Source organism: Kitasatospora sp. NPDC056446, from assembly GCF_042796115.1.
Lineage (GTDB): Bacteria > Actinomycetota > Actinomycetes > Streptomycetales > Streptomycetaceae > Kitasatospora.
In genome coordinates this window covers 1-23,475 of record NZ_JBHTRF010000082.1, presented here as the reverse complement: position 1 = coordinate 23,475, position 23,475 = coordinate 1, and the positions used below count along the sequence as shown (strand labels likewise).

The following is a 23,475-nucleotide window of genomic DNA, read 5'->3' as shown; positions in this document are numbered from 1 at the left end:
CACCGTTCTTGCTCAGGCAGGGCTCAGAAGCGGCGGGTGACCAGCGCCCGCTTCACTTCCTGGATCGCCTTGGTGACCTCGATGCCGCGCGGGCAGGCCTCGGAGCAGTTGAAGGTGGTGCGGCAGCGCCACACGCCCTCACGGTCGTTGAGGATCTCCAGGCGCTGCTCGGCGCCCTCGTCACGCGAGTCGAAGATGAAGCGGTGCGCGTTGACGATCGCGGCCGGGCCGAAGTACTGGCCGTCGTTCCAGAACACCGGGCAGGACGACGTGCACGCGGCGCACAGGATGCACTTGGTGGTGTCGTCGAAGCGCTCGCGGTCCTCGGCGGACTGCAGGCGCTCGCGGGTCGGGTCGTTCCCCTTGGTGATGAGGAACGGCATGACGTCCTTGTACGCCTGGAAGAACGGGTCCATGTCCACGATCAGGTCCTTGAGGACCGTGAGGCCCTTGATGGCCTCGATCGTGATCGGCTTCTCCGGGTTGACGTCCTTGACGAGGGTCTTGCACGCCAGCCGGTTGCGGCCGTTGATCCGCATGGCGTCGGAGCCGCAGATGCCGTGGGCGCAGGAACGGCGGTAGGTGAGGGTGCCGTCCTGCTCCCACTTGATCTTGTTGAGCGCGTCGAGGATGCGCTCCTTCGGGTCCATCGTCAGCTGGTAGTCGACCCACACCGGGTCCGGGTGCTCCTCCGGGTTGAACCGGCGGATCCGGAAGGTGACGGTGATCGGCTGGACGGCGCCGGCCTCGACCGCGTCCAGAGCGGCCGAGTGCTTCTCCACGGTCGGAGTGCTCATCAGTACTTACGCTCCATCGGCTGGTAGCGGGTCGTGACGACCGGCTTGTAGTCGAGGCGGATGGAGGTGCTGCCGTCGGCGGCGACCTCCTGGTACGCCATGGTGTGCTGCATGAACTTCACGTCGTCACGGGTCGGGAAGTCCTCGCGGTAGTGGCCGCCGCGCGACTCCTCGCGGGCCAGCGCGGAGACGGCCAGCACCTCGGCCAGGTCGAGCAGGTTGCCCAGCTCGACGGCCTCCAGGAGGTCCGTGTTGTAGCGGAAGCCCTTGTCCTGGATGGAGACGTTCTTGTAGCGCTCCCGCAGCGCGGCGATGTCCTCGACCGCCTGCTTCAGGGTGGCGCCGGTGCGGTACACCATCGCGTTGGTGTCCATGGTCTCCTGCAGCTCCTTGCGGATCTGCCCCACGGACTCGGTGCCGGTGGACTCGCGCAGGCCGTCGACCAGGGCCTGGACCTTCTCGGCCGGGTTCTCGGGCAGCTCGACGAACTCGTGCGCGTTGGCGTAGTCGGCGGCGGCGATGCCCGCGCGACGGCCGAACACGTTGATGTCCAGCAGCGAGTTGGTGCCGAGGCGGTTGGCGCCGTGCACGGACACGCAGGCGACCTCGCCGGCCGCGTACAGGCCCGGGACGATGTCGGTGTTGTTGCGCAGGACCTCACCCTCGACGTTGGTCGGGATGCCGCCCATGGCGTAGTGCGCGGTGGGCTGGATCGGGATCGGGTCCGTGTAGGGCTCGATGCCGAGGTAGGTGCGCGCGAACTCGGTGATGTCCGGGAGCTTGGCGTCCAGCTGCTCCGGCGGCAGGTGGGTGAGGTCGAGGTAGACGTGGTCGCCCTCGGGCCCGCAGCCGCGGCCTTCGCGGATCTCGGTGTAGATCGCGCGGGAGCAGACGTCACGGGACGCGAGGTCCTTCATGACGGGGGCGTAGCGCTCCATGAAGCGCTCGCCGTCCTTGTTGCGCAGGATGCCGCCCTCGCCGCGGGCGCCCTCGGTGAGCAGGATGCCCATCCGCCAGATGCCCGTCGGGTGGAACTGGAAGAACTCCATGTCCTCCAGGGGCAGGCCGCGGCGGTAGACCAGGGCCTGGCCGTCACCGGTGAGGGTGTGGGCGTTGGAGGAGACCTTGAAGAACTTGCCGGTGCCGCCGGAGGCGAACACGACGGACTTGGCCTGGAAGACGTGGATCTCGCCGGTGGCCAGCTCGTAGGCGACGACGCCGGAGGTCTTGCCGTCGTTGATGAGCAGGTCGAGGACGTAGAACTCGTTGAAGAACTCGACGCCGTGCTTGACGCAGTTCTGGAACAGCGTCTGGAGGATCATGTGGCCGGTGCGGTCGGCCGCGTAGCACGAGCGGCGGACCGGGGCCTCGCCGTGGTTGCGGGAGTGGCCGCCGAAGCGGCGCTGGTCGATCCGGCCCTGCTCGGTGCGGGAGAAGGGCAGACCCATCTTCTCCAGGTCGAGGACCGCGTCGATGGCCTCCTTGCACATGATCTCGGCGGCGTCCTGGTCGACCAGGTAGTCACCGCCCTTGACCGTGTCGAAGGTGTGCCACTCCCAGTTGTCCTCCTCGACGTTGGCCAGGGCGGCGCACATGCCGCCCTGGGCCGCGCCGGTGTGGGACCGGGTCGGGTAGAGCTTGGTCAGGACGGCGGTGCGGCTGCGCTGCGTGGACTCGATGGCCGCGCGCATGCCGGCGCCGCCGGCGCCGACGATGACGGTGTCGTACTGGTGAATCTGCATGGGGGGTTAACTCGCCTCTGGCCTCTGCCGATGGTCGATGGTGCTCGCGGCTCAGATGTTGGGGTCGAAGGTGAAGATCACCAGGGTCCCGAGCAGCACGGTGAAGACCGTGGCGGTACCCATGAGCCCCTTGAGCCAGAGCCGGGTCGAGTCCTTCTCGGCGTAGTCGTTGATGACCTGACGCATGCCGTTGGCGCCGTGCAGCATGGCGAGCCAGAGCATCAGCAGGTCCCAGCCCTGCCAGAACGGCGAGGCCCAGCGGCCGGCCACGAAGGCGAAGCCGATCTTGGAGACGCCGCCGTCGAGCACCAGCATGATCAGCAGGTGACCGAGGATCAGCACGACCAGGACGACACCGGACAGGCGCATGAAGAGCCAGGCCAGCATCTCGAAGTTGGTGCGGGTGCGGCGCGGGGTCTTCGGCGTCCGCTTGCGCGGCGGCTCGATGACGAACGCGTCGGCAGGGTTGCCGGTGCCGAGGCCCTTGCCGGTGTGCGCCTGCTTGGACGGGACGACGATGGCGTCGGAGTACTCCGTGGACATGTCTCAGCTCACTTCCCGAACCAGGAGATCAGCGTGTGCTGCAGGATCCCGTAGAAGGAGCCGGCCATCAGGACGACCCAGACTCCGACGACGCTCCAGAGCATCTGCTTCTGGTACTTCGGGCCCTTGGACCAGAAGTCCACCGCGACGACGCGCAGGCCGTTCAGGGCGTGGAACAGGATGGCGGCCACCAGGCCGTACTCCATCAGGTTCACGAGGGGAGTCTTGTACGTCTGGATGACGGTGTCGTAGGACTCCGGCGACACTCGCACCAGGGCGGTGTCCAGGACGTGGGCGAACAGGAAGAAGAAGATGAGGACGCCGGTGACTCGATGAGCCACCCAGCTCCACATGCCTTCCCGGCCGCGGTACAGCGTTCCAGCCGGCACGGAAAAACCCTCCGGAAGCGATTGGGGGCTCGGCCGGCTTCGGTGTCGGTCAGCCCGGCCAGGTACGGTCCACCGGCCGCGAGCATCCTATCGACGCCTACTCGCGTGCCGCCTCCGGGGGGCCCAGGTGTGATCAATCAGGCACTTCTGGCCTAGTAGGACGGGAACCGGGGCAGCGTTCGGTACTCCGGGTGACGACACGACCGCGCCCCGCACCGGAGGGTGCGGGGCGCGGGTGGTCCGGATTCATCCGTTCGGGCGGATCCGCCCGGACTGACGGGGCGTGCGGCGGCTCAGCGCGCTCCGGCCTCCGAGTGGGTGGCGACCAGGTGCTCCAGCCTGGTGAGGGCGATCCGGCGGAGCTCGTCCGCCGCGATCAGCCGCTCCTCGTCCGGGTCGTTGGCCAGTCGGGTGCGGATGGAGGAGAGCACGGTGTCGAGCATCTCCTCCGGGACGACGCCCTCCAGGCAGACCACGAAGACGTGGCCGAAGCGGGCCTCGTAGGCGGCGTGCGCCGCCCGCAGCGCGGTGTGGGCGGCCTGGCTGCCGGGGGCCCGCATGCCGAGCAGGGGCTGCGGCATCCAGCTCTCGTCGGCCAGGGCCTCGGCGAGGTCGGCCGGGCGGAGGTCGTAGGAGGCCTCGCTGGCGGCTGCCAGCAGGGACTCTATGTCGGGGTAGGGCCGGTGGGCGGTGAGCCGCAGGGCCCAGCGGTGGCTGCCGCAGCAGGCCAGGAGGGCCTCCTCGGCGGCACCGGCGTCGGCCTCGTTGAAGCGGTGCAGCCCGAGGAGTGTCGGCTCTGTTCTGACGTCGAGCCGCGGTGACGGGATGTCGCTGGCCAGCGGGTCCTCCTCGTGAGGGCGGGAAGGTGCCGGTGAAGTGGGGTGGGTGGGGCAGCTGAAGTATGGGGCTGCGGCGGGGCGCTCGGCGCCGGTCGGGCAGTGACTCCAAGGTAGTTGAGCGGTCATCAGTTGGGGAGGGCGCACGCCGAATTCATCCGGACGAGCTATCAAGTTGTGACGTTGACACTTGTGCGTCAGCGCCCTCCCGCTCTCCTGCCCGCTCTGCTGCCCGTGTCCCGCTGCCCTCCCGGCGCCGCCGTCCGGCGAACGCCGTGGTCACGTCAGGTGCAGCGGGTGCCCGCGGCCGGCATGGTGCCCTCGGTCAGGTAGGCCTCCAGGGCCCGGTCGATGCAGGTGTTGCCCTTGCCGAACGCGCCGTGGCCCTCGCCGACCCGGGTCAGCAGGGTGGCGTCGGCGAAGCCCTTGGCCAGGGCCTCGGCCGAGGCGTACGGGGTGGCCGGGTCGCCGGTGGAGCCGACCACCAGGATCGGGGCGCTGCCCTCGGCGCGGACGGTGTGCGGCTTCTCCGGGGTCCGGAACGGCCAGTAGGCGCAGCCCGGCTCGCTGTAGTCCGCCACCGTGACGCCCTTGGAGAGCAGCGGGGCCTCGGCGAGCAGCCGGGCCACGGCCGCCTGGGCGTGCTCGGGGGTCGGCGCCGGGCGGGCGGCGTCGGCGCAGCCGATCGCGCCGTTGGACTCCTCCATCGGGCTGTAGTGGCCGTTCTCGTCGCGGCCGTTGTAGTCGTCGGCGAAGGCCATCAGCACGTCGCCGCGCTTCATCTTCATCGCCATGGCGAGGCCGACCCGCAGGTACTGCCAGGAGGTCTTCTCGTCGCCGTAGAGCATCGACATGGTGCCGGTCCAGCCCAGGTCGCGGCCGAGCTTGCGGCCGTCCTTGGTGGTCAGCGGGTTGTCGTGGAGGCCGTCGAGGAAGTCGGCGGCCTTCTTGGCGGCGGCGTCCTTGTCCTTGCCGAGCGGGCACTCGTCGGCGTGGTTCGCCACGCAGTCGGCGGCGAAGCGCTCGAAGGACTTCTCGAAGCCGATCTGCTGGTCGACGCCGTGGTCCAGGGTGTCCTGGGCGGGGTCGACGGCGCCGTCCAGGACCAGCCGGCCGGTGTTCTTCGGGAACTCCTCCGCGTAGAGGGCGCCGAGGTAGGTGCCGTAGGAGACGCCCAGGTAGTTGAGCTTCTTGTCGCCGACGACGGCCCGCAGCACGTCCAGGTCGCGGGCGGTGTTGCGGGTGCCGACGAAGGGCAGCAGCCTGCCGGACTTCGCCTGGCAGGCGGCGGCGTGGTCGGTGGACTGCTTGACGTGCGCGGCCTTGCGCTCGGCCGGGTCCAGCGGCTCGTCCAGCTGGTTGAGGGCGTCGTGCTGCTTGTCGTCGTAGCAGACGACCGGGGAGCTGTTGCCGGTGCCGCGGGGGTCGAAGCCGATCACGTCGAAGCGGTCGTGCAGGGCGCCGACGAAGTCCTTGGCGCCGTACTCGACCATCTCGACGCCGGAGCCGCCCGGGCCGCCGGGGTTGACCATCAGCGAGCCGACCCGCTGGTCCGGCTTGGCGGCCGGGTACTTGATCAGCGCGAGGTCGATCGCGTCGGTGGCGGGGGCGGCGTAGTCGAGCGGGACGTGCAGCTTGCCGCACCGCATCCCGGAGGTGTCGATCTTGGCCTGGACGGCCTTGGGGTCGGCCGGGCAGTCCGCCCAGGTGATCTGCTGGCCGTAGAAGGGCTTGAGGGCCGGGTCGGCCTCGCCGGTGGGCCGGGCGGTCGGCGCCGGGGTGGCGGCCGGGCTCGCGGCGGCGGGCGCGGAGGTGCCGGCGGCCTGGTCCTGCGCGGGCTTGGCGGTGTCGTCGCACGCGGTGGCGAGGAGGAGGGTGCCTGCCGCCAGGGCGGTCAGCAGGACGCGTGGGCGGGCGGCCCGGAAGGTGTTCATCGCACGTGTGTACCACTGGGGTACGACCCGTTCGATCATGGCCCCCCGGCCGCCCGCCGGGCCCGGGTCAGCCGCGGTGGACCTTGTGGTTGGCGGCCTGTGCCCGGGGGCGGACCACCAGCAGGTCGATGTTGACGTGCGCCGGGCGGGTGACCGTCCACGCCACGGTGTCCGCGACGTCCTCCGAGGTCAGCGGCTCGGCCACGCCCGCGTACACGGCGGCGGCCTTCTCCTCGTCGCCCCGGAAGCGGGTGACGGCGAAGCCCTCGGACTTCACCATGCCGGGCGCGATCTCGATCACCCGGATCGGTTCCCCGCAGAGCTCCAGCCGCAGGGTGGCCGCGATGGTGTGCGCGGCGTGCTTGGCGGCGACGTACCCGCCGCCGCCCTCGTACGCGGTCAGCGCGGCGGTCGAGGAGAGCACCAGCACGGTGCCGTCGCCGGTGGCCCGCAGGGCCGGCAGCAGCGCCTGCGTCATGTGCAGCACGCCGAGGACGTTCACCTCGTACATCGCCCGCCAGTCGGCCGGGTCGCCGTGTTCGACGGTCTCGGCGCCGATCGCGCCGCCGGCGTTGTTCACCAGGACGTCCACCCGGCCGACCCCGGCCGCGAAGGCGTCCACGGCGGCCCGGTCGGTGACGTCCACGGTGTACGCCCGCGCCGAACCGCCGCGGTCGCCGATCTCCTTGGCGAGTGCCTCGATCCGCTCGGTGCGGCGGGCGGTCAGCACCACCTCGAAGCCCTCGGCGGCCAGCCGGCGGGCGGTCGCCGCACCGATTCCGCTGCTGGCACCGGTGACCACGGCCACCTTCTGCTCGGTCATTGCCACTCCCTGGGGCTCATCCGGTCGTTCACCCGATCATCTCAACCGCGTCGCGGCCCCGGGCAGCCGGTCGCGTCCTACATTGCGAGGACCCGTGCCGGCCGACCCCTGGAGGGACCCATGGCAGCCGAACCGCGCCGCGCCGAGCCGGGCCGCCCCCCGGAGCCGGCCCGGCTCTCCGAGTCGGGCCTCCCGATCGAGCCGCTGTACGGCCCGGAGGCGCTGGCCGGCTGGGACCCGGCGGCCCGGCTGGGCCGGCCGGGGGAGTACCCGTACACCCGGGGCGTCCACCCGACGATGTACACCGGCCGGCCCTGGACGATGCGCCAGTACGCGGGCTTCGGCACCGCCGCCGAGTCCAACGCCCGCTACCGGCAGCTGATCGCGGGCGGCGGCACCGGACTGTCGGTCGCCTTCGACCTGCCCACCCAGATGGGCTACGACTCGGACGCCCCGCTCGCGGCCGGCGAGGTCGGCCGGGTGGGCGTGGCGGTGGACAGCGTGGAGGACATGGCGGTGCTCTTCGAGGGCCTCCCGCTCGGCGCGGTGTCGACCTCGATGACCATCAACGCGCCCGCCGCCCCGCTGCTGCTGCTCTACCGGCTGGTCGGCGAGGCCCAGGGGGTGGCCCCGGCGGGGCTCACCGGCACGGTCCAGAACGACGTGCTGAAGGAGTACATCGCCCGCGGCACGTACATCTTCCCGCCGCAGCCCTCGCTGCGGCTGGTCGCCGACCTGTTCCGGTACTGCCGGGCCGAGATCCCGCGCTGGAACACCATCTCCGTCTCCGGCTACCACATGGCCGAGGCCGGCGCCGACCCCGTGCAGGAGGTCGCCTTCACCCTGGCCAACGGCATCGCCTACGTCCGGACCGCGATCGCCGCCGGGATGGCCGTGGACGACTTCGCCCCCCGGCTCTCCTTCTTCTTCGTGGCCCGGACGACCCTGTTGGAGGAAGTGGCCAAATTCCGTGCCGCGCGCAGGATTTGGGCCAGAATCATGCGCGACGTCTTCGGCGCGCGCGATCCCCGCTCGCAGACGCTGCGCTTCCACACCCAGACCGCGGGGGTGCAGCTCACGGCCCAGCAGCCGGAGGTGAACCTGGCCCGGGTCACGGTGCAGGCGCTCGCCGCGGTGCTCGGCGGCACCCAGTCGCTGCACACGAACGGCTACGACGAGGCGATCGCGCTGCCCACCGAGAAGGCCGCCCGGCTGGCCCTGCGCACCCAGCAGGTGCTCGCCCACGAGACCGACGTGACCGCCACCGTCGACCCGTTCGCCGGTTCGTACGCCGTCGAGTCGCTCACCGACGCACTGGAGTCCGCCGTGCTGGCGCTGATGGACCGGGTCGAGGACCGGGGCGGCGCGGTCGCCGCGATCGAACAGGGCTTCCAGAAGGGGGAGATCGAGCGCACCGCCTACCGGCTCCAGCAGCAGACCGACTCGGGCGAGCGGACCGTGGTCGGCGTCAACCGCTTCCGGTCGGACACGGAGGAGCCCTACCGGCCGCTGCGGGTGGACCCGGCGATCGAACGGCAGCAGGCCGAACGGCTGGCCCGGCTGCGGGCCGGGCGCTCGGCCGGCGCCGTCACCCGGGCGCTGGACGCGTTGCGCCGTACGGCCGAGGGCCCGGAGAACGTGCTGTACCCGATGAAGGACGCGCTGGCCGCCCGGGCCACCGTCGGCGAGGTGTGCGACGCGCTGCGCGGGGTGTGGGGGACGTACGACCCGGTGGAGCGCTTCTGAGCACCGGCTGAACGGCCGTCAACAGCCGGATTCCGTCGAGGTGATGGCGGCCGTGACCGCCGGCCGGGGTGATCGTTGCACAGGGCAAGCAACCCGGGGAAGGCGGCTGAAACGAGATGTCATACCCACCTGTCCGGCCGGTATGCGCCCATCCGGGGACTAATTTTCCGGAAGTCGGGCCAAATCCCCCCAACGGGCCTACGCTTGGGGAGATGAACCGTCCTGAGCCCGCTCAGCCGGGCGCCACTCTCGCCGCCGCACGCCCCGCTGTCGAACTGCGTGACCGGGTCGCGGCGCTGGAGCCCGAGCTGATCGCCTTCCGTCGTGATCTGCACCGGCACCCGGAGTTGGGCCGCCAGGAGTTCCGCACCACCGGGCTGCTGCGCGACCGGCTGGTCGAAGCGGGCCTCGAACCCCGGGTGCTGCCCGGCGGCACCGGCCTGCTCGTCGACATCGTCCCGGCCGGCACCGCCCCGGGCACCGGACTCCTGGCCTTCCGGGCCGACATCGACGCGCTGCCGATCGACGACGCCAAGACCGATGTGCCGTACCGCTCGACCGTCCCCGGCCGGGCCCACGCCTGCGGCCACGACGTGCACACCTCGGTGGTGCTCGGCGCCGGCCTCGTGCTGGCCGAGGCGGCCCGCACCGGTGAACTGCGCCGACCGGTCCGGCTGGTGTTCCAGCCGGCCGAGGAGGTCATGCCCGGCGGCGCGCTGGACGTGATCAAGGCCGGCGGGATGGACGGCGTCGACCGGATCTTCGCGGTGCACTGCGACCCGAAGGTGGAGGTCGGCCGGATCGCCCTGCGCGCCGGGGCGATCACCTCGGCCTGCGACCGCCTGGTCCTGCACCTGGACGGCCCCGGCGGGCACACCGCCCGTCCGCACCTGACCACCGATCTGGTGACCGCGATCGCCCGGATGGCCGCCGACCTCCCCGGCGCGCTGGCCCGACGGATGGACCCGCGCTGGGGCGTCAGCCTGGTCTGGGGCCGGATCGCCTCCGGCTCCGCGGCCAACGTCATCCCCCAGCACGCCGAGTTGGAGGGCACCGTCCGCTGCCTGGAGCTGGACGGCTGGCGCGAGGCGCCCGACCTGCTGCACGAGCTGATCGCCAAGCTCGCCGAGACCTACCGGGCCAAGTGGACGCTGGACTACCACCGCGGGGTGCCGCCGGTGGTCAACGAGGCGGTCTCGGTCGCGCTCCTGGACGAGGTGATGAACGCCCGGTTCGGCTACGGAGCACCGGCTCCTGAGTACCCGGAGGCCGATCGGCCCGGCGGCCGGCAGGTGGTGGAGGGCACCGAGCAGAGCCTGGGCGGCGAGGACTTCTCCTGGTACCTGGAGCACGCCCCGGGCGCGCTGGCCCGGTTGGGCGTCCGAGCCCCCGGTGACACCACCGTCCGGGACCTGCACCAGGGCCGGTTCGACGTGGACGAGCGGGCGATCGGCATCGGCGCGGAGCTGTTCGCGGCGCTGGCCCTGGCGGAGGACGGCGACTGAGGCGCGGACCCGCGGGCCGGCCCGTCCGGCCCGCGGCTGATCGGCCGGTGGCCGGGGGCGCGGCGGCAGTTCCGTAAACTGGGCCGAAATCAACCCCGGACCACCGTCCGCGCAGGGGAAATGGCCTCGGGACGGGCTTCAGACCACGGTTTGATAACAACCCGAATGCTCCGGCACCCCGTAACACAACCGTGTTCTACGCGCGTTACGGTGGCGACCGACCACGCCAAACGGTTGCGTGTCAGAAGGAGAAACTCCCTTGCGCCGTTCAATGAAGCTCGCCGCGGTTGTGCTCTCGGGTTCCCTGGGCATGGCCTCGCTCGCCGCTTGCGGCGCAAAGAGCAACGACAGCAACACCGCCTCCGGCTCGGGCGACGGTTCGCTCAAGGTCGGCATGGCCTACGACATCGGCGGTCGTGGCGACCAGTCGTTCAACGACTCCGCCGCCCGTGGCCTCGACAAGGCGAAGGCCGACCTGGGTGTCTCCGTGACCGAGGCCGAGGCCAAGTCCGGTGAGGCCGAGGCCGACAAGGAGACCCGCCTCAAGAACCTGGTCGACGCCGGCTACAAGACCGTCATCGCGGTCGGCTTCGTCTACCAGGACGCGGTCACGAAGGTCGCCAAGGACAACCCGAACGTCAAGTTCGCGATCATCGACTCGAACAGCAAGGACCAGCCGTCCAACGTGACCTCGCTGCTCTTCGCCGAGCAGGAGGGTTCGTACCTGGCCGGTGTCGCTGCCGCGAACAAGTCGAAGGCCAAGCACGTCGGCTTCATCGGCGGTGTGCAGACCGAGCTGATCAAGAAGTTCGAGGCCGGTTACAAGGCGGGTGTGAAGTCCGTCGACCCGAACATGGTGGTCGAGACCACCTACCTGACCACCCCGCCGGACTTCACCGGCTTCAACTCGCCCGACAAGGGCAAGGAAGCCGCGCAGGGCCAGCTCGACAAGGGCGCGGACGTCATCTACACCGCCGCCGGCTCCTCCGGCAACGGTGCCATCGAGGCCGTCGCCAACAAGCAGGGCGCCCTGGCCATCGGTGTCGACTCCGACCAGGCCGCCCAGCCGGCCCTGGCGAAGTACAAGAACAGCATCATGACCTCGATGGTCAAGAACGTCGACACCGCGGTGTTCTCGTACATCGAGTCGGTCAAGAAGGGCAACCCCTTCACCGGCATCAAGCTGTTCGACCTCAAGGCCGACGGTGTCTCGCTCGCCACCACCGGCGGCAAGATCGACGACATCCAGGACAAGCTGAAGGCCGCCGCCGACGCCATCAAGAGCGGCGCGACCACCATCCCGACCGCGCCGGTCCAGTAAGGACCGCGCGTCTCGGACGCGACAGCGCCTGCCGCCTGCCCGGCAGCGCGATGATCGACATTCACGGGAGGGGCCCGGCAGGGTGCGCTCAACGCGTACCCCCGGGCCCCGTCCCGTCCCCCCGTCTTCCCCCTTGGCCCTCCAGCGCAACGACGCGCCTCCAGACCACCAGGAGATCGCCATCACCGCATCCGACCCCGTCCCCCTGCGCAAGGACGGCACCCCCAGCGCGGGGACGGCGACACCGGCCGTCGAACTGCGCGGAATCACCAAGCGCTTCCCCGGCGTCGTGGCCAACCACGACATCAACCTCACCGTCCGCACCGGCACCATGCACGCCCTGATGGGCGAGAACGGCGCCGGCAAGTCGACGCTGATGAAGATCCTCTACGGCATGCAGAAGCCGGACGAGGGCACCATCGCGATCAACGGCGAGTCGTGCGAGTTCAACACCCCCGGCGACGCCATCGCCCGCGGCATCGGCATGGTGCACCAGCACTTCATGCTCGCCGACAACCTCACGGTGTGGGAGAACGTCGTCCTCGGCGGCGAGAACCTCCACGGCATCGGCGCCAAGGCGAAGGCGAAGATCAAGGAGATCTCCGACCAGTACGGCCTGGGCGTGCGCCCGGACGCCCTGGTCGAGGACCTCGGCGTCGCCGACCGCCAGCGCGTCGAGATCCTCAAGGTGCTGTACCGCGGCGCCAAGATCCTGATCCTCGACGAGCCCACCGCCGTCCTCGTCCCGCAGGAGGTCGACGCGCTGTTCGACAACCTCCGGGAGCTCAAGTCCGAGGGCGTCACCGTGATCTTCATCTCGCACAAGCTGCACGAGGTGCTGGCGGTGGCCGACGCGATCAGCGTCATCCGGCGCGGCACCACGGTCGGCGACGCCGACCCGAAGGCCGTCACCGCCCGCCAGCTCGCCGAGATGATGGTCGGCGCCGAGCTGCCCTCCCCGGAGAGCCGCGAGTCGACCGTCACCACCACCGAGATGCTCGACGTCAAGGGCCTGCGGATCGCCAAGACCGACGCCGAGGGCATCGAGCGCGTCGTCCTGGACGACATCTCGCTGCGCATCCACAAGGGCGAGATCCTCGGCATCGCGGGTGTCGAGGGCAACGGCCAGGCCGAACTGGTCGAGGCCATCATGGGCATGCTGCCGCTGAACGCCGGCACCGTCACCCTGGACGGCCAGGACCTCTCCGGCGCCCAGACCCGGGCCCGCCGCGAGGCCGGCATCGGCTACATCCCCGAGGACCGCCACAAGCACGGCCTGCTGCTGGAGGCCCCGCTCTGGGAGAACCGGATCCTCGGCCACGTCACCGAGTCGCCCAACTCCAAGGGCATGCTGCTCGACCCGTCGGCCGCCCGGACCGACACCCGGCGGATCGTCGAGGAGTACGACGTCCGCACCCCCGGCATCGAGGTCACCGCGGCCTCGCTCTCCGGCGGCAACCAGCAGAAGCTGATCATCGGCCGCGAGATGAGCCACCAGCCCAAGCTGCTGATCGCCGCGCACCCCACCCGCGGTGTGGACGTCGGCGCGCAGGCCCAGATCTGGGAGCACATCCGGGTCGCCCAGCGGGAGGGCCTGGCCGTCCTGCTGATCTCCGCCGACCTGGACGAGCTGATCGGGCTCTCCGACACCATCCGGGTCATCTACCGGGGCCGCCTGGTCGCCGACGCCGACCCGGCCACCGTGACCGCCGAGGACCTGGGCACCGCGATGACCGGTGCGGCCAGCGGCCACCTCGAATCCGAGCCGGAGGCCGTCGCCGACGCCCAGGCGCTCGCCGCCGAGGGCACCGAGGCCGAGGTCACCGACCCGTCCGACACCGCCGACGACCCGCAGGCGGGGGAGTAACCACATGACCAGTCCCAACCCCGAAGCCAAGGCCGCCAAGCCCGGCCTGGCGCAGCGGATCAGCGGTGAGCGGATCGTGCTCGCACTGGCGGCGCCGGTGCTCGCGGTCGTGCTCTCCCTCGTGATCTGCTCCGTCCTGCTGGCCACCTCGGGCAAGAACCCGTTCGACGCGTGGAACGTGATGATCACGTACGCCACCAAGTCGGACGGCCAGGTGAACATCCTCAACCGCTCCACCACGTACTACCTGGCCGCCGCTGCCGCCGCGTTCGGGTTCCGGATGAACCTGTTCAACATCGGCGTCGAGGGCCAGTACAAGGTCGCGGCGCTGTTCGCGGCCTACGTCGGCGCGCAGGTCGACCTGCCGGCGTTCATCCAGATCCCGCTGCTGCTGGTCACCGCCATGCTGGTCGGCGGCCTGTACGCGAGCATCGCCGGCCTGCTGAAGGTCTATCGCGGCGTCAGCGAGGTCATCGCGACCATCATGCTGAACGCCATCGCGGTCGCGATCGTCGGTCTGCTGCTCGTCCCCGGCATCTTCGCGCCGAAGGTCAGCGGCACCAGCAACTCGATCCAGACCGAGCGGATCTCGCAGTCGAGCCACTTCTTCGGCATCGAGACGGCCGGCGGCACGCTCTGGGGCTTCCTCTTCATCGCCGTCCTGGTCGGTGTGGTCTTCCAGTTCGTGCTGACCCGCACCCGCTTCGGCTTCGACCTGCGCGCCACCGGCCGCTCGGAGTCCGCCGCGACCGCCTCCGGCGTGAACGTCAAGAAGATGGTCGTCATCTCGATGGCCGTCTCCGGTGCGATCGCCGGCCTGATCGGCATGCCCGAGCTGCTGCAGAACTCCTTCTACTACGGCCAGAGCTTCCAGCCCGGCCTGGGCTTCCTGGGCATCTCGATCGCCCTGCTCGGCCGGAACAGCCCGATCGGCATGGCGTTCGCGGCCCTGCTGTTCGCGTTCCTGGACGCCACCGGCGCGCAGCTGCCCCTGCAGGGCGGCTTCCCGTCCGAGATCGTCTCGGTCATGCAGGGCACCATCGTCATCTGCGTCGTCGTCGCCTACGAGCTGGTGCGCCGCTACGGCCTGAAGCGCCAGCAGCAGAAGGTCGGCGCCGAGCTCGCCGCCCAGCTCGCGGCCACTGAGAAGAAGGAGGTGTCCGCATGAGCACGGCGACTGCCGCTCGTTCGAAGGCGCCGGGCGCGCCCGCGAAGAAGCGCAAGCTGTCCTGGCCGGTGGTGCTGCTCCTGATCGCGGGCGCCCTGGTGCTGTTCTCCGCCGTGGGCATGGCCACCGGCAACCACTCGCTGACCTCCTCCGGCCAGGTCACCGCCGCGCTCAGCGCCGCTGTGCCGATCGGCATGGCCGGTCTCGGCGGTCTCTGGTCCGAGCGGGCCGGCGTGGTCAACATCGGCCTCGAAGGCATGATGGTCGCCGGCACCTTCTGCGGTGCCTGGGCGGGCTACCTGGTCAACCCGTGGGTCGGCCTGCTGGCCGGCATGCTCGGCGGCGCGCTCGGCGGTCTGCTGCACGCGCTCGTCACCGTCACCTTCGGCGTCGACCACATCGTCTCCGGCGTCGGCATCAACCTGCTGATCCCCGGCGTCTGCGCGTACGTCAACCGGATCTACTACAAGGACTACATCTCGGCCGGTGCCGGGGCGAACCAGTCCCCGCCGGCGGATCCGCTGCCGTACATCACCGTTCCCGGGCTGTCCTCCGGCCTGAAGAGCATCGAGAACCACCACTGGTTCCTGGTGTCGGACATCGCGGGCGTGCTCGGCGGCCTGGTCACCAACATCTCGGTGGTCGTGCTGCTGGCGGCCGCGCTGATCGTGGTCAGCTACTTCGCGCTCTGGCGCACGGTGTTCGGCCTGCGGCTGCGCTCCTGCGGTGAGAACCCGACCGCCGCCGAGTCGCTGGGCGTCAACGTCTACAAGTACAAGTACCTGGCGGTCGTCGCCTCCGGTGCCTTCGCGGGCCTCGGCGGCGCGTACCTCTCGCTGGTCGCCGCGCACTTCTACAAGGACGGCCAGACGCTGGGCCGCGGCTTCATCGGCCTCGCCGCGATGATCTTCGGCAACTGGATGCCCGGCGGCCTCGCCATGGGTGCCGGCCTGTTCGGCTTCACCGACAGCCTCCAGCTGCGCGACCCGGAGTCGGTGCACGTGCTGATCCTGATCATCTCGATCGCGATGGGCCTGTTCGCACTCTGGCAGCTGTACCGGCGCAAGTACACCTCGACCGTGGTCTCCTTCGTGGTGGCGGGCGGCCTGGGCGCCTGGTACGCGCTGACCGACGAGGTGCAGCGTCCGCTGATCGTCGCCACGCCGTACGTGATCACCCTGGTGGTGCTCTCGCTGGCCTCGCAGCGCCTGCGGCCGCCGAAGGCGGACGGCCAGATCTACCGCAAGGGCCAGGGCAAGTGACCGGCCCCGCGGCCTCGGCGCCGTCCGCGATCGACTGGGAGCGGCTGCGCGAGGCGGCACGCGAGGCGATGGGCCGCGCGTACGCCCCGTACAGCAAGTTCCCGGTCGGCGCGGCCGCGCTGGTGGACGACGGACGGGTGGTCACCGGCTGCAACGTCGAGAACGCCTCGTACGGGCTGGGGCTGTGCGCCGAGTGCGGGCTGGTGTCCGCGCTGCACGCCTCCGGCGGCGGGCGGCTGACCGCCTTCACCTGCGTCGACGGCGCCGGTGAGCTGCTGATGCCGTGCGGGCGCTGCCGCCAGCTGCTGTACGAGCACGGCGGGCCCGACCTGCTGGTCGAGCTGGCCTCGGGCGTGAAGCCGATGAGCGAGGTCCTGCCCGACGCGTTCGGGCCGGAGCGGCTGTAAGGGCCCACTCGGTAGGCCCTAGCTTCTGCAATTGTTACGCGCGTAGAGTGTCGCGAGTGGGCCGGAACCCGGTCATCTCGCGGCACTCTTCGCTTTTGACGCTTTTTGACACCCCTCTGGGAGCACGCATGGACGCCATCTCCGTCATCAGGACCAAGCGCGACCGCGGAGAGCTGAGCGACGCTCAGATCGACTGGGTCATCGACGCCTACACCCGCGGCGAGGTCGCCGACGAGCAGATGTCCGCGCTGGCCATGGCGATCCTGCTGAACGGCATGCGGCCGCGCGAGATCAGCCGCTGGACCGACGCCATGATCCGCTCCGGCGTCCGGATGGACTTCTCCGCGCTGCCGCTGCCCACCAGCGACAAGCACTCCACCGGCGGCGTCGGCGACAAGATCACCCTCCCGCTCGCCCCGCTGGTCGCCGCCTGCGGCGCCGCCGTCCCGCAGCTCTCCGGCCGCGGCCTCGGCCACACCGGCGGCACCCTGGACAAGCTGGAGTCCATCCCCGGCTGGCGCGCCCTGCTCTCCAACGACGAGATGATGGACGTGCTGCGCGACGCCGGCGCGGTCATCTGCGCGGCCGGTGACGGCCTCGCCCCGGCCGACAAGAAGCTGTACGCGCTGCGCGACGTCACCGGCACCGTCGAGGCGATCCCGCTGATCGCCTCCTCGATCATGTCCAAGAAGATCGCCGAGGGCACCGGCGCGCTGGTCCTGGACGTCAAGGTCGGCTCCGGCGCGTTCATGAAGAACCTGGACGACGCCCGCGAACTCGCCCGCACCATGGTCGGCCTGGGCACCAGCGCCGGCGTCAACACCGTCGCCCTGCTCACCGACATGTCCACCCCGCTCGGCCTCACCGCGGGCAACGCGCTGGAGGTCCGGGAGTCCGTCGAGGTGCTGGCGGGCGGCGGCCCGGCCGACGTCGTCGAGCTGACCCTCGCGCTCGCCCGCGAGATGCTCGCCGCGGCCGGCGTGCACGGCAAGGACCCGGCGGACGCGCTGCGCGACGGCTCCGCGATGGACCACTGGCGCCGCATGATCGCCGCCCAGGGCGGCGACGTCGACGCCCCGCTCCCGGTCGCCCGCGAGCAGCACGTCATCCCCGCGCCCGCCTCCGGCGTGCTCACCGGGCTCGACGCCTACGCCGTCGGCGTCTGCGCCTGGCGCCTGGGCGCCGGCCGCGCCCGCAAGGAGGACCCGGTCCAGGCCGGGGCCGGCGTCGAGATGCACGCCAAGCCCGGTGACACCGTCGTGGCCGGCCAGCCCCTGCTGACCCTCCACACCGACACCCCCGAGCGCTACGAGTACGCCATCGAGGCCCTCGCCGGCGGTATCGAGGTCGCTCCGGTGGGTACCGCGTTCACCCCGAACCCGATCGTGCTCGACCGCATCGCGTGACCTTCCGCCGTGGGGCGCGGTCGCGCCGCGTCCCACGGCCCGGGGTCGTGCCGCTCCGCGGTCGTGCTACTGCGCCGCGGAGAGCATGATCCGCAGGAACTCCTCGGGGGCCTCCCGGACCAGGTCGTGGCCGACCGGGAGCGCGTGCACGGCCCAGGACGGGTCCTCGCGGACCCGGTCGTAGGTCTCGGTGAACGGGGTGCCGTCGAACTGCCCGGCGTGGATGTAGACGCGCCGGGCGACCTTGTCCACCGCGCCGGTGAGCCGGACCGGCTGGAGCAGGGTGGCCAGCGGGTGGACGGTCGCGCGCGGGTCGAGGGCCGGGTGGAGGCCGACCATGGTGTGCCCGTCGCCGGCGGCGGCCCCGGCCAGGTACCGCTGCTTCCAGAGGTCGTCCACGATCGCGTAGGCCGACTCGCCGTCGCGCGGCACGAAGGCGTCCGCGTAGACCAGACCGGAGACCCGCTCCGGCGCCCGGTCCGCCACCGCCGAGATCACCATGCCGCCGTAGCTGTGCCCGACCAGGACGGCGTCGGTGACCTGCTCGGCCTCCAGCAGGCCCAGTACGTCCCGGGCGTGGGTGTCCAGGTTGATCGCCCCGTGGTTGAGGTGGCCGCGCTCGCTGACCCCGCTCAGCGTCACCGGGTACACCTCGTGCCCGGCCGCCCGCAGCCGCTCGGTGAGCGGCCGGTACCACCAGCCGCCGTGCAGGACGCCGGGGACGAGGACGAAGGTGGCCATGATGGATTCCTCTGCTGTTCGTACGAACTGACGAGAGGAAACCTACGGCGACGGTTCGGTGATTCGCCGGTCAGGGGCGGCCGAAGATGTCGTGGGTGCCGATTCGACGCCAGACGATGTGGGGCTCGCTGTCCTGGACGGATGTTCCGTAGCTGAAGGTGGCGCGGCCGTCCGGCGCCCAGGTCATCTCCCAGACATCCGGGTGGCCTTGCATCTTCTTCACCCGGAGGCCTCGACGGAAGCCCTGTCCGGCCCGCAGGTCAGCGACGAACTGGGCGACCGCGACGAGGAACGCGGCTTTCTGGACCGCGGTCAGGCCCTTCCAGTCGCGCAGGAAGTGAGCCAGTGACTCATACGTCGGCACGGCGCTTGATCTCCCCCAAGTCCAGTCCCGCCTCGTCGGCGAGCGACTTCAGGAAGTCCTCCCCGTCCTGGAACACGTCTCCGCGCTCGCCTGCGGCGATCGCCTCGTCGACTTCCTGTTCCTTCTCCTGCCAGGCACCGCTCCAGAACCACGCCTGGTCGTCGGGGATGACGGACGCGGGGGTGAGCACGATGCGGCCGTCCTCCACCGCGACCACCAGATGGTCGCCCTCCTGGAGGTCCAACTGCTCTCTTATCTCCTGCGGGATGGTGACCACGCCCTTCTTCCGCACGGGCGTGGACACCAGGTGGGGGCGGCGACGGCGCTTGAGGTCTGCCATGGGGAAAGTCTACCTGGCAGAAAGTCTTCCCAGTCGACTTTCGTGCCGGGTCACGTGCGCCCGGCGGGTGGCGTAGAGGGTGACGGCGGCGGCGAGGGCCATGGCGGCGAGGCCGACGGTGGCGGCGCCGGGCCAGCCGGTGGCGTGGTAGGCGTCGGCGCCGAGGGTGCCGCCGAGGCTGTTGCCCAGGTAGTAGGCGATCAGGTAGAGGGCGGAGGCCTGGGCGCGGCCCTCGGTGGCGGTGCGGCCGACGGCGGCCGAGGCGGTGGCGTGCCCGGCGAAGAAGCCGGCGGTGATCAGCACCAGGCCGAGCAGCGCGCAGAGCAGCGAGTCGGCGAGCGAGAGCAACAGTCCGGCGGCGGTCACGCCGATGGCGACGTAGAGGGCGCCGCGGCGGCCGAGGCGGGCGCCGAGCCGGCCGGCCGCGGCGGAGGTGCCGGTGCCGACCAGGTAGACCACGAAGATCGAGGCGGCGACCGACTCGGGCAGGTGGAACGGCGCGCCGATCAGCCGGTAGCCGACGGTGTTGTAGACGGCGCCGAACACGGCCATGAACAGCATCCCGAGCGCGTACAGCCGCACCAGCAGCGGGTTGCGCAGGTGCCGGCCGACGGTGCGGGCGAGGGCGCGGGCGTCCACCGGGGCGGGCGTGAAGTGTCGGGCGGCGGGGATCAGCAGCCGGAAGGCGAGCGTGGCGAGCAGGGCCAGGACGGCGGAGGCGGCGAGGCCCCAGCGCCAGCCGAGGGCGGCGGCCGTCCAGCCGGAGAGCAGCCGGCCGCCCATGCCGCCGATGCTGTTCCCGGCCACGTACAGGCCCATCGCGGAGGCCAGGGCGCTGGGGTGGACCTCCTCGGCGAGGTAGGCCATGGCGGTGGCGGGGAGCCCGGCGAGGGCGGCGCCCTGGAGGACCCGGAGCGCGACGAGGGTGGTCAGGTCCGGTGCGAAGGGCAGGGCGAGGGCGAGGACGGAGGCGGCGAGGGTGGAGGCCGTCATCACCGCGGTGCGGCCGTACCGGTCGGAGAGCGCGCTCGCCGGGAGCAGCCCGAGGGCGAGTCCGAGGGTGGCGGCGGAGGCCGTCCAGCTGGCCTGGCCGGGGGTGAGCCCGAGGTCGGCCGAGAGGACCGGCAGCAGGCCCTGGGTGGAGTAGAGCAGGACGAAGGTGGCGACCCCGGCGGCGAACAGGGCGAGGTTGGCGCGGCGGAAGGCGGGCAGGCCGGGGCGGAGGCGGTCGTCCGTGGCGGTGCGGGGGGCGGGAGCGGGGGTCCGGGCATCCGGGACGGTCACGGATGCCCTGGTATCGGCGGGCTGCATGGCCTCGACCGTAGGCCCGCCGTCGTTGATGCGTCCAATGCATGAAGCAGGGACAATCGATGCACTGGCGTATGAGTCGAGGTGGTGGCGCGATGGCGGGTCCGGAGCCGGTGGACGGCGGGGAGCAGCGGTACCGGGCGGCCGGGTTGGGGCCGGAGGACCCGGCCGTCCTGCTGGCGCCCCGGCTGGCGCAGTTCGCGGCGGTGGCCCGGCTGGAGCACGTGACGCAGGCGGCCGCGCTGCTCGGGGTGCCGCAGCCGACGCTGTCGCGCGCGGTGGCCCGGCTGGAGGAGGAGCTGGGGGTGGACCTGCTGGCCCGTCAGGGCCGGACGGTCCGGCTGACCAGGGCGGGCCGGCTGCTGCTGGCCTCGGTGGAGCGGGCGCTGGCCGAGGTCGAGCGGGGGGCGCAGGCGGCCCGGGCGGAGGCCGATCCGGAGGTGGGGCTGGTGGCCTTCGGCTTCCTGCACACGATGGGGCCGGACGCGGTGCCGGCGCTGCTGCGGGGGTTCCGCGCGGCGCACCCCCGGGTGCGGTTCCAGCTCGTGCAGGACTACGGCGCGGCGATGCTGGAGCGGCTGCGGGCCGGGGAGTTGGACCTCTGCCTGGTGGCGCCGCTGCCGGAGGACCCGGTGTTCGCGGCCCGCCCGCTGGACGAGCAGCGGCTGCACCTGGTCGTCCCGGCGGACCACCGGTTGGCCGGGCGGCGCCGGATCCGGCTGGCGGAGGTGGCCGAGGAGCCGTTCGTCGGGCTGGAGGAGGGGTACGGGCTGCGCGCGATCACCGACGGCTTCTGCGCGGAGGCCGGGTTCGTCCCGCGGCTGGCGTTCGAGGGGGAGGAGGCGGAGACGCTGCGCGGGCTGGTGGCGGCCGGGCTGGGGGTGGCGCTGCTGCCGCCCGCCCTGGTGCCGCGACCCGGGGTGGTGGAGCTGGAGGTGACGGCGCCGCGCCCGCGCCGGGCGATCGGGCTGGCCTGGGCGGCGGGCAGGCCGCTGACGCCGCCGGCGGCGGCGTTCCGGGACTTCGTGCTGTCCCGGCGCGGGAGGCTGCTCCAGCACGACTGACGCTTTGGCGGATCCTATGGGCCGGCCGGTGGAATTCCGGGTGGAGTTTGGACCATCCGGTAGTGTTCGCGGTGGTAGGTCTACGCGCGTAGGGGCTATATTTCCGCAATGGAACAGCAGATCCCCACCACCGCGGGCACCGGCCCGCGCATCCCCACCGCCGACCAGATCCGCCGCGCGCCGAAGGTCCTCCTGCACGACCACCTGGACGGCGGGCTGCGCCCGGAGACCGTGGTCGAGCTGGCTGCCGCCGTCGGCTACCAGGGCCTCCCCGCCACCGACCCCAAGGAACTCGGCGAGTGGTTCCGCGAGGCCGCCGACTCCGGCTCGCTGGTCCGCTACCTGGAGACCTTCGCCCACACCTGCGCCGTGATGCAGACCCGTGAGGCGCTGGTCAAGGTCGCCGCCGACTGCGCCGAGGACCTGGCCGCCGACGGCGTCGTGTACGCCGAGGTCCGGTACGCCCCCGAGCAGCACCTGGAGGCCGGCCTGACCCTGGACGAGGTCGTCGAGGCCGTCCAGGAGGGCTTCCGCCTCGGCGAGGCCAACGCCCGCACGGCCGGCCACCGGATCCGCGTCGGCACCCTGCTGACCGCGATGCGGCACGCCGCCCGCTCCACCGAGATCGCCGAACTGGCCAACCGCTACCGGGACCAGGGCGTCGTCGGCTTCGACATCGCGGGTGCCGAGGCCGGGTTCCCCCCCACCCGCCACCAGGCCGCCTTCGACTACCTCAAGGGCGAGAACAACCACTTCACCATCCACGCGGGCGAGGCCTTCGGCCTGCCGTCGATCTGGGAGGCCCTGCAGTGCTGCGGCGCCGACCGGCTCGGCCACGGCGTGCGGATCGTCGACGACATCACGGTGGGCGAGGACGGCACGGTCGCGCTCGGCCGGCTGGCCGCGTACGTGCGCGACAAGCGCATCCCGCTGGAGATGTGCCCGACCTCCAACATCCAGACCGGTGCCGCCAGTTCGTACGCCGAGCACCCGATCGGGCTGCTCAGCCGGCTGAAGTTCCGGGTCACCGTGAACACCGACAACCGGCTGATGAGCGGCACCAGCATGAGCCAGGAGTTCGGGCACGTGGTGGACGCCTTCGGTTACACCCTGGGGGACCTGGAGTGGTTCACGGTGAACGCGATGAAGTCCGCGTTCCTGCCCTTCGACGAGCGGCTGGCGATGATCGCCGACGTGATCAAGCCGGGCTACGCCGAGCTGAAGGCGGAGTGGCTGTTCGGCGCGGGTACCGGCGCCAGCTGAGCCGCGGGCCCGTCCGGCCCTTCCCGGCGGTCGGATGAACGCCTTTTTCCGGCACGGATGTTGGCGTTCATCCGACTACTCACTCGGGTGAGTGAACGCCCTTTGGTTCTCACGCGACCTGCTCACTACGGTGTGCCAGTCATCGCCGACCAGATGCGGTGGCGGTCGTCCGGCCGCCGATCCCGTGCGCGTCGTCGGCCACCGACGAGGACCCAAGGGGACGAACCATGAAGCAGGCTCTCAAGGCCGCCGGCACCGCGGCGCTCGGCATCGCCATCGCGGCGGTCGGCGCCGGCACCGCCTCCGCCGCCGCCCCGGCGCCCGGCGGCCTCGGGCTGCCCACCGGCGCGGTGACGAACCCCGCGGTGACCGGAGCGGTCACCGACACCGCGGCCAAGCTGCCCGGCGCCGACAAGGTCACCGGCACGCTGGGCACCCTCGCCCCGACCGCCGGCCGCGCCGTCCCGGCCACCGGCGCCCCGCTCGCCGGCGTCACCGAGCAGCGCGGCGCGATCCCGACCGTCCCGGGCCTCGACAAGACCCCCATCGGCGGGCTGACCGGTGCCCTCCCGGGCCTGCCGGGCCTGACCGGCTGATCCGGAGCCGCCGACACGGCGACGGGCCGCCCGCCCCCGGTGATCCCGGGGAG

At 71.5% G+C, this 23,475-nt stretch carries 22 protein-coding genes; 11 read left to right on the top strand and 11 right to left on the bottom strand.

All coding sequences use genetic code 11. The annotated features are described in order from the left end of the window. Positions 1-23: 23 nt before the first annotated feature. From ACFQ6N_RS33775 to ACFQ6N_RS33745, 7 genes are all read right to left on the bottom strand, one after another. Positions 24-797, bottom strand: a complete 774-nt coding sequence (locus ACFQ6N_RS33775; protein WP_380657484.1) for a succinate dehydrogenase iron-sulfur subunit — start codon at positions 795-797, stop codon at positions 24-26. Further along, positions 797-2,539: a succinate dehydrogenase flavoprotein subunit gene (gene sdhA / locus ACFQ6N_RS33770; RefSeq protein ID WP_380657482.1), complete on the bottom strand. Its 1,743-nt coding sequence runs from the start codon at positions 2,537-2,539 to the stop codon at positions 797-799. Before sdhA ends, ACFQ6N_RS33775 begins: the two co-directional genes overlap by 1 nt. A gap of 51 nt (positions 2,540-2,590) precedes the next feature. Next, positions 2,591-3,082, bottom strand: a complete 492-nt coding sequence (gene sdhD / locus ACFQ6N_RS33765) for a succinate dehydrogenase, hydrophobic membrane anchor protein (RefSeq protein ID WP_380657480.1) — start codon at positions 3,080-3,082, stop codon at positions 2,591-2,593. 8 nt (positions 3,083-3,090) lie between these two features. After that, a complete protein-coding gene (gene sdhC, locus ACFQ6N_RS33760) occupies positions 3,091-3,471 on the bottom strand; it encodes a succinate dehydrogenase, cytochrome b556 subunit (RefSeq protein ID WP_074003919.1) in 381 nt (126 codons plus the stop codon). Between the two features lie 293 nt (positions 3,472-3,764). Further along, a complete protein-coding gene (locus ACFQ6N_RS33755) occupies positions 3,765-4,310 on the bottom strand; it encodes a 2-oxo-4-hydroxy-4-carboxy-5-ureidoimidazoline decarboxylase (RefSeq protein ID WP_380657501.1) in 546 nt (181 codons plus the stop codon). A 281-nt stretch (positions 4,311-4,591) separates the two neighbouring features. After that, on the bottom strand, positions 4,592-6,241 hold the full coding sequence (locus ACFQ6N_RS33750; protein ID WP_380657478.1) for an alpha/beta hydrolase: 1,650 nt from the start codon (positions 6,239-6,241) through the stop codon (positions 4,592-4,594). A 67-nt stretch (positions 6,242-6,308) separates the two neighbouring features. Continuing rightward, positions 6,309-7,064, bottom strand: a complete 756-nt coding sequence (locus tag ACFQ6N_RS33745) for an SDR family oxidoreductase (RefSeq protein WP_380657476.1) — start codon at positions 7,062-7,064, stop codon at positions 6,309-6,311. Between the two features lie 120 nt (positions 7,065-7,184). Here ACFQ6N_RS33745 and ACFQ6N_RS33740 point away from each other — a divergent pair, with 120 nt between their 5' ends. The 8 genes from ACFQ6N_RS33740 (at position 7,185) to ACFQ6N_RS33705 (ending at position 17,746) form a co-directional block, all read left to right on the top strand. Next, positions 7,185-8,810, top strand: coding sequence for a methylmalonyl-CoA mutase (locus ACFQ6N_RS33740; protein ID WP_380657474.1), 1,626 nt, complete (start codon positions 7,185-7,187; stop codon positions 8,808-8,810). A gap of 212 nt (positions 8,811-9,022) precedes the next feature. Next, positions 9,023-10,315, top strand: coding sequence for an amidohydrolase (locus ACFQ6N_RS33735; RefSeq protein ID WP_380657472.1), 1,293 nt, complete (start codon positions 9,023-9,025; stop codon positions 10,313-10,315). A gap of 259 nt (positions 10,316-10,574) precedes the next feature. Continuing rightward, complete coding sequence (locus ACFQ6N_RS33730) at positions 10,575-11,636, top strand: BMP family protein (RefSeq protein WP_380657470.1); 1,062 nt, start codon at positions 10,575-10,577, stop codon at positions 11,634-11,636. Positions 11,637-11,967: 331 nt separating this feature from the next. Further along, a complete protein-coding gene (locus tag ACFQ6N_RS33725) occupies positions 11,968-13,503 on the top strand; it encodes an ABC transporter ATP-binding protein (protein ID WP_380657500.1) in 1,536 nt (511 codons plus the stop codon). Between the two features lie 4 nt (positions 13,504-13,507). Then, positions 13,508-14,671 carry an ABC transporter permease gene (locus ACFQ6N_RS33720; RefSeq protein ID WP_380657469.1) on the top strand — a complete coding sequence of 388 codons (1,164 nt, stop codon included), beginning with the start codon at positions 13,508-13,510 and terminating at the stop codon, positions 14,669-14,671. Next, positions 14,668-15,933: an ABC transporter permease gene (locus ACFQ6N_RS33715; protein WP_380657467.1), complete on the top strand. Its 1,266-nt coding sequence runs from the start codon at positions 14,668-14,670 to the stop codon at positions 15,931-15,933. The genes ACFQ6N_RS33720 and ACFQ6N_RS33715 overlap by 4 nt, the downstream gene beginning before the upstream one ends. Further along, positions 15,930-16,340: a cytidine deaminase gene (locus tag ACFQ6N_RS33710; protein WP_380657465.1), complete on the top strand. Its 411-nt coding sequence runs from the start codon at positions 15,930-15,932 to the stop codon at positions 16,338-16,340. Before ACFQ6N_RS33715 ends, ACFQ6N_RS33710 begins: the two co-directional genes overlap by 4 nt. Before the next feature lie 128 nt (positions 16,341-16,468). Next, on the top strand, positions 16,469-17,746 hold the full coding sequence (locus ACFQ6N_RS33705; RefSeq protein ID WP_380657463.1) for a thymidine phosphorylase: 1,278 nt from the start codon (positions 16,469-16,471) through the stop codon (positions 17,744-17,746). A gap of 66 nt (positions 17,747-17,812) precedes the next feature. On the opposite strand, the gene ACFQ6N_RS33700 is transcribed toward ACFQ6N_RS33705, so the two are convergent. From ACFQ6N_RS33700 to ACFQ6N_RS33685, 4 genes are all read right to left on the bottom strand, one after another. Then, positions 17,813-18,487, bottom strand: coding sequence for an alpha/beta fold hydrolase (locus ACFQ6N_RS33700; protein WP_380657461.1), 675 nt, complete (start codon positions 18,485-18,487; stop codon positions 17,813-17,815). A gap of 70 nt (positions 18,488-18,557) precedes the next feature. Next, on the bottom strand, positions 18,558-18,851 hold the full coding sequence (locus ACFQ6N_RS33695) for a hypothetical protein (protein WP_380657459.1): 294 nt from the start codon (positions 18,849-18,851) through the stop codon (positions 18,558-18,560). Beyond that, positions 18,838-19,191 (bottom strand): AbrB/MazE/SpoVT family DNA-binding domain-containing protein, encoded by a 354-nt coding sequence (locus ACFQ6N_RS33690; protein ID WP_380657457.1) that lies wholly within the window; start codon positions 19,189-19,191, stop codon positions 18,838-18,840. Before ACFQ6N_RS33690 ends, ACFQ6N_RS33695 begins: the two co-directional genes overlap by 14 nt. Positions 19,192-19,200: 9 nt before the next feature. Beyond that, positions 19,201-20,502, bottom strand: coding sequence for an MFS transporter (locus tag ACFQ6N_RS33685; RefSeq protein WP_380657455.1), 1,302 nt, complete (start codon positions 20,500-20,502; stop codon positions 19,201-19,203). A gap of 92 nt (positions 20,503-20,594) precedes the next feature. On the opposite strand from ACFQ6N_RS33685, the gene ACFQ6N_RS33680 reads away from it, so the two are divergent. From ACFQ6N_RS33680 to ACFQ6N_RS33670, 3 genes are all read left to right on the top strand, one after another. Further along, positions 20,595-21,563 carry a LysR family transcriptional regulator gene (locus ACFQ6N_RS33680; protein ID WP_380657454.1) on the top strand — a complete coding sequence of 323 codons (969 nt, stop codon included), beginning with the start codon at positions 20,595-20,597 and terminating at the stop codon, positions 21,561-21,563. Between the two features lie 108 nt (positions 21,564-21,671). Then, on the top strand, positions 21,672-22,826 hold the full coding sequence (locus ACFQ6N_RS33675; protein WP_380657452.1) for an adenosine deaminase: 1,155 nt from the start codon (positions 21,672-21,674) through the stop codon (positions 22,824-22,826). Between the two features lie 227 nt (positions 22,827-23,053). Beyond that, the gene (locus tag ACFQ6N_RS33670; protein WP_380657450.1) at positions 23,054-23,422 is read left to right on the top strand and encodes a hypothetical protein; all 369 of its coding nucleotides are present in this window, start codon (positions 23,054-23,056) and stop codon (positions 23,420-23,422) included. Positions 23,423-23,475: the final 53 nt, after the last annotated feature.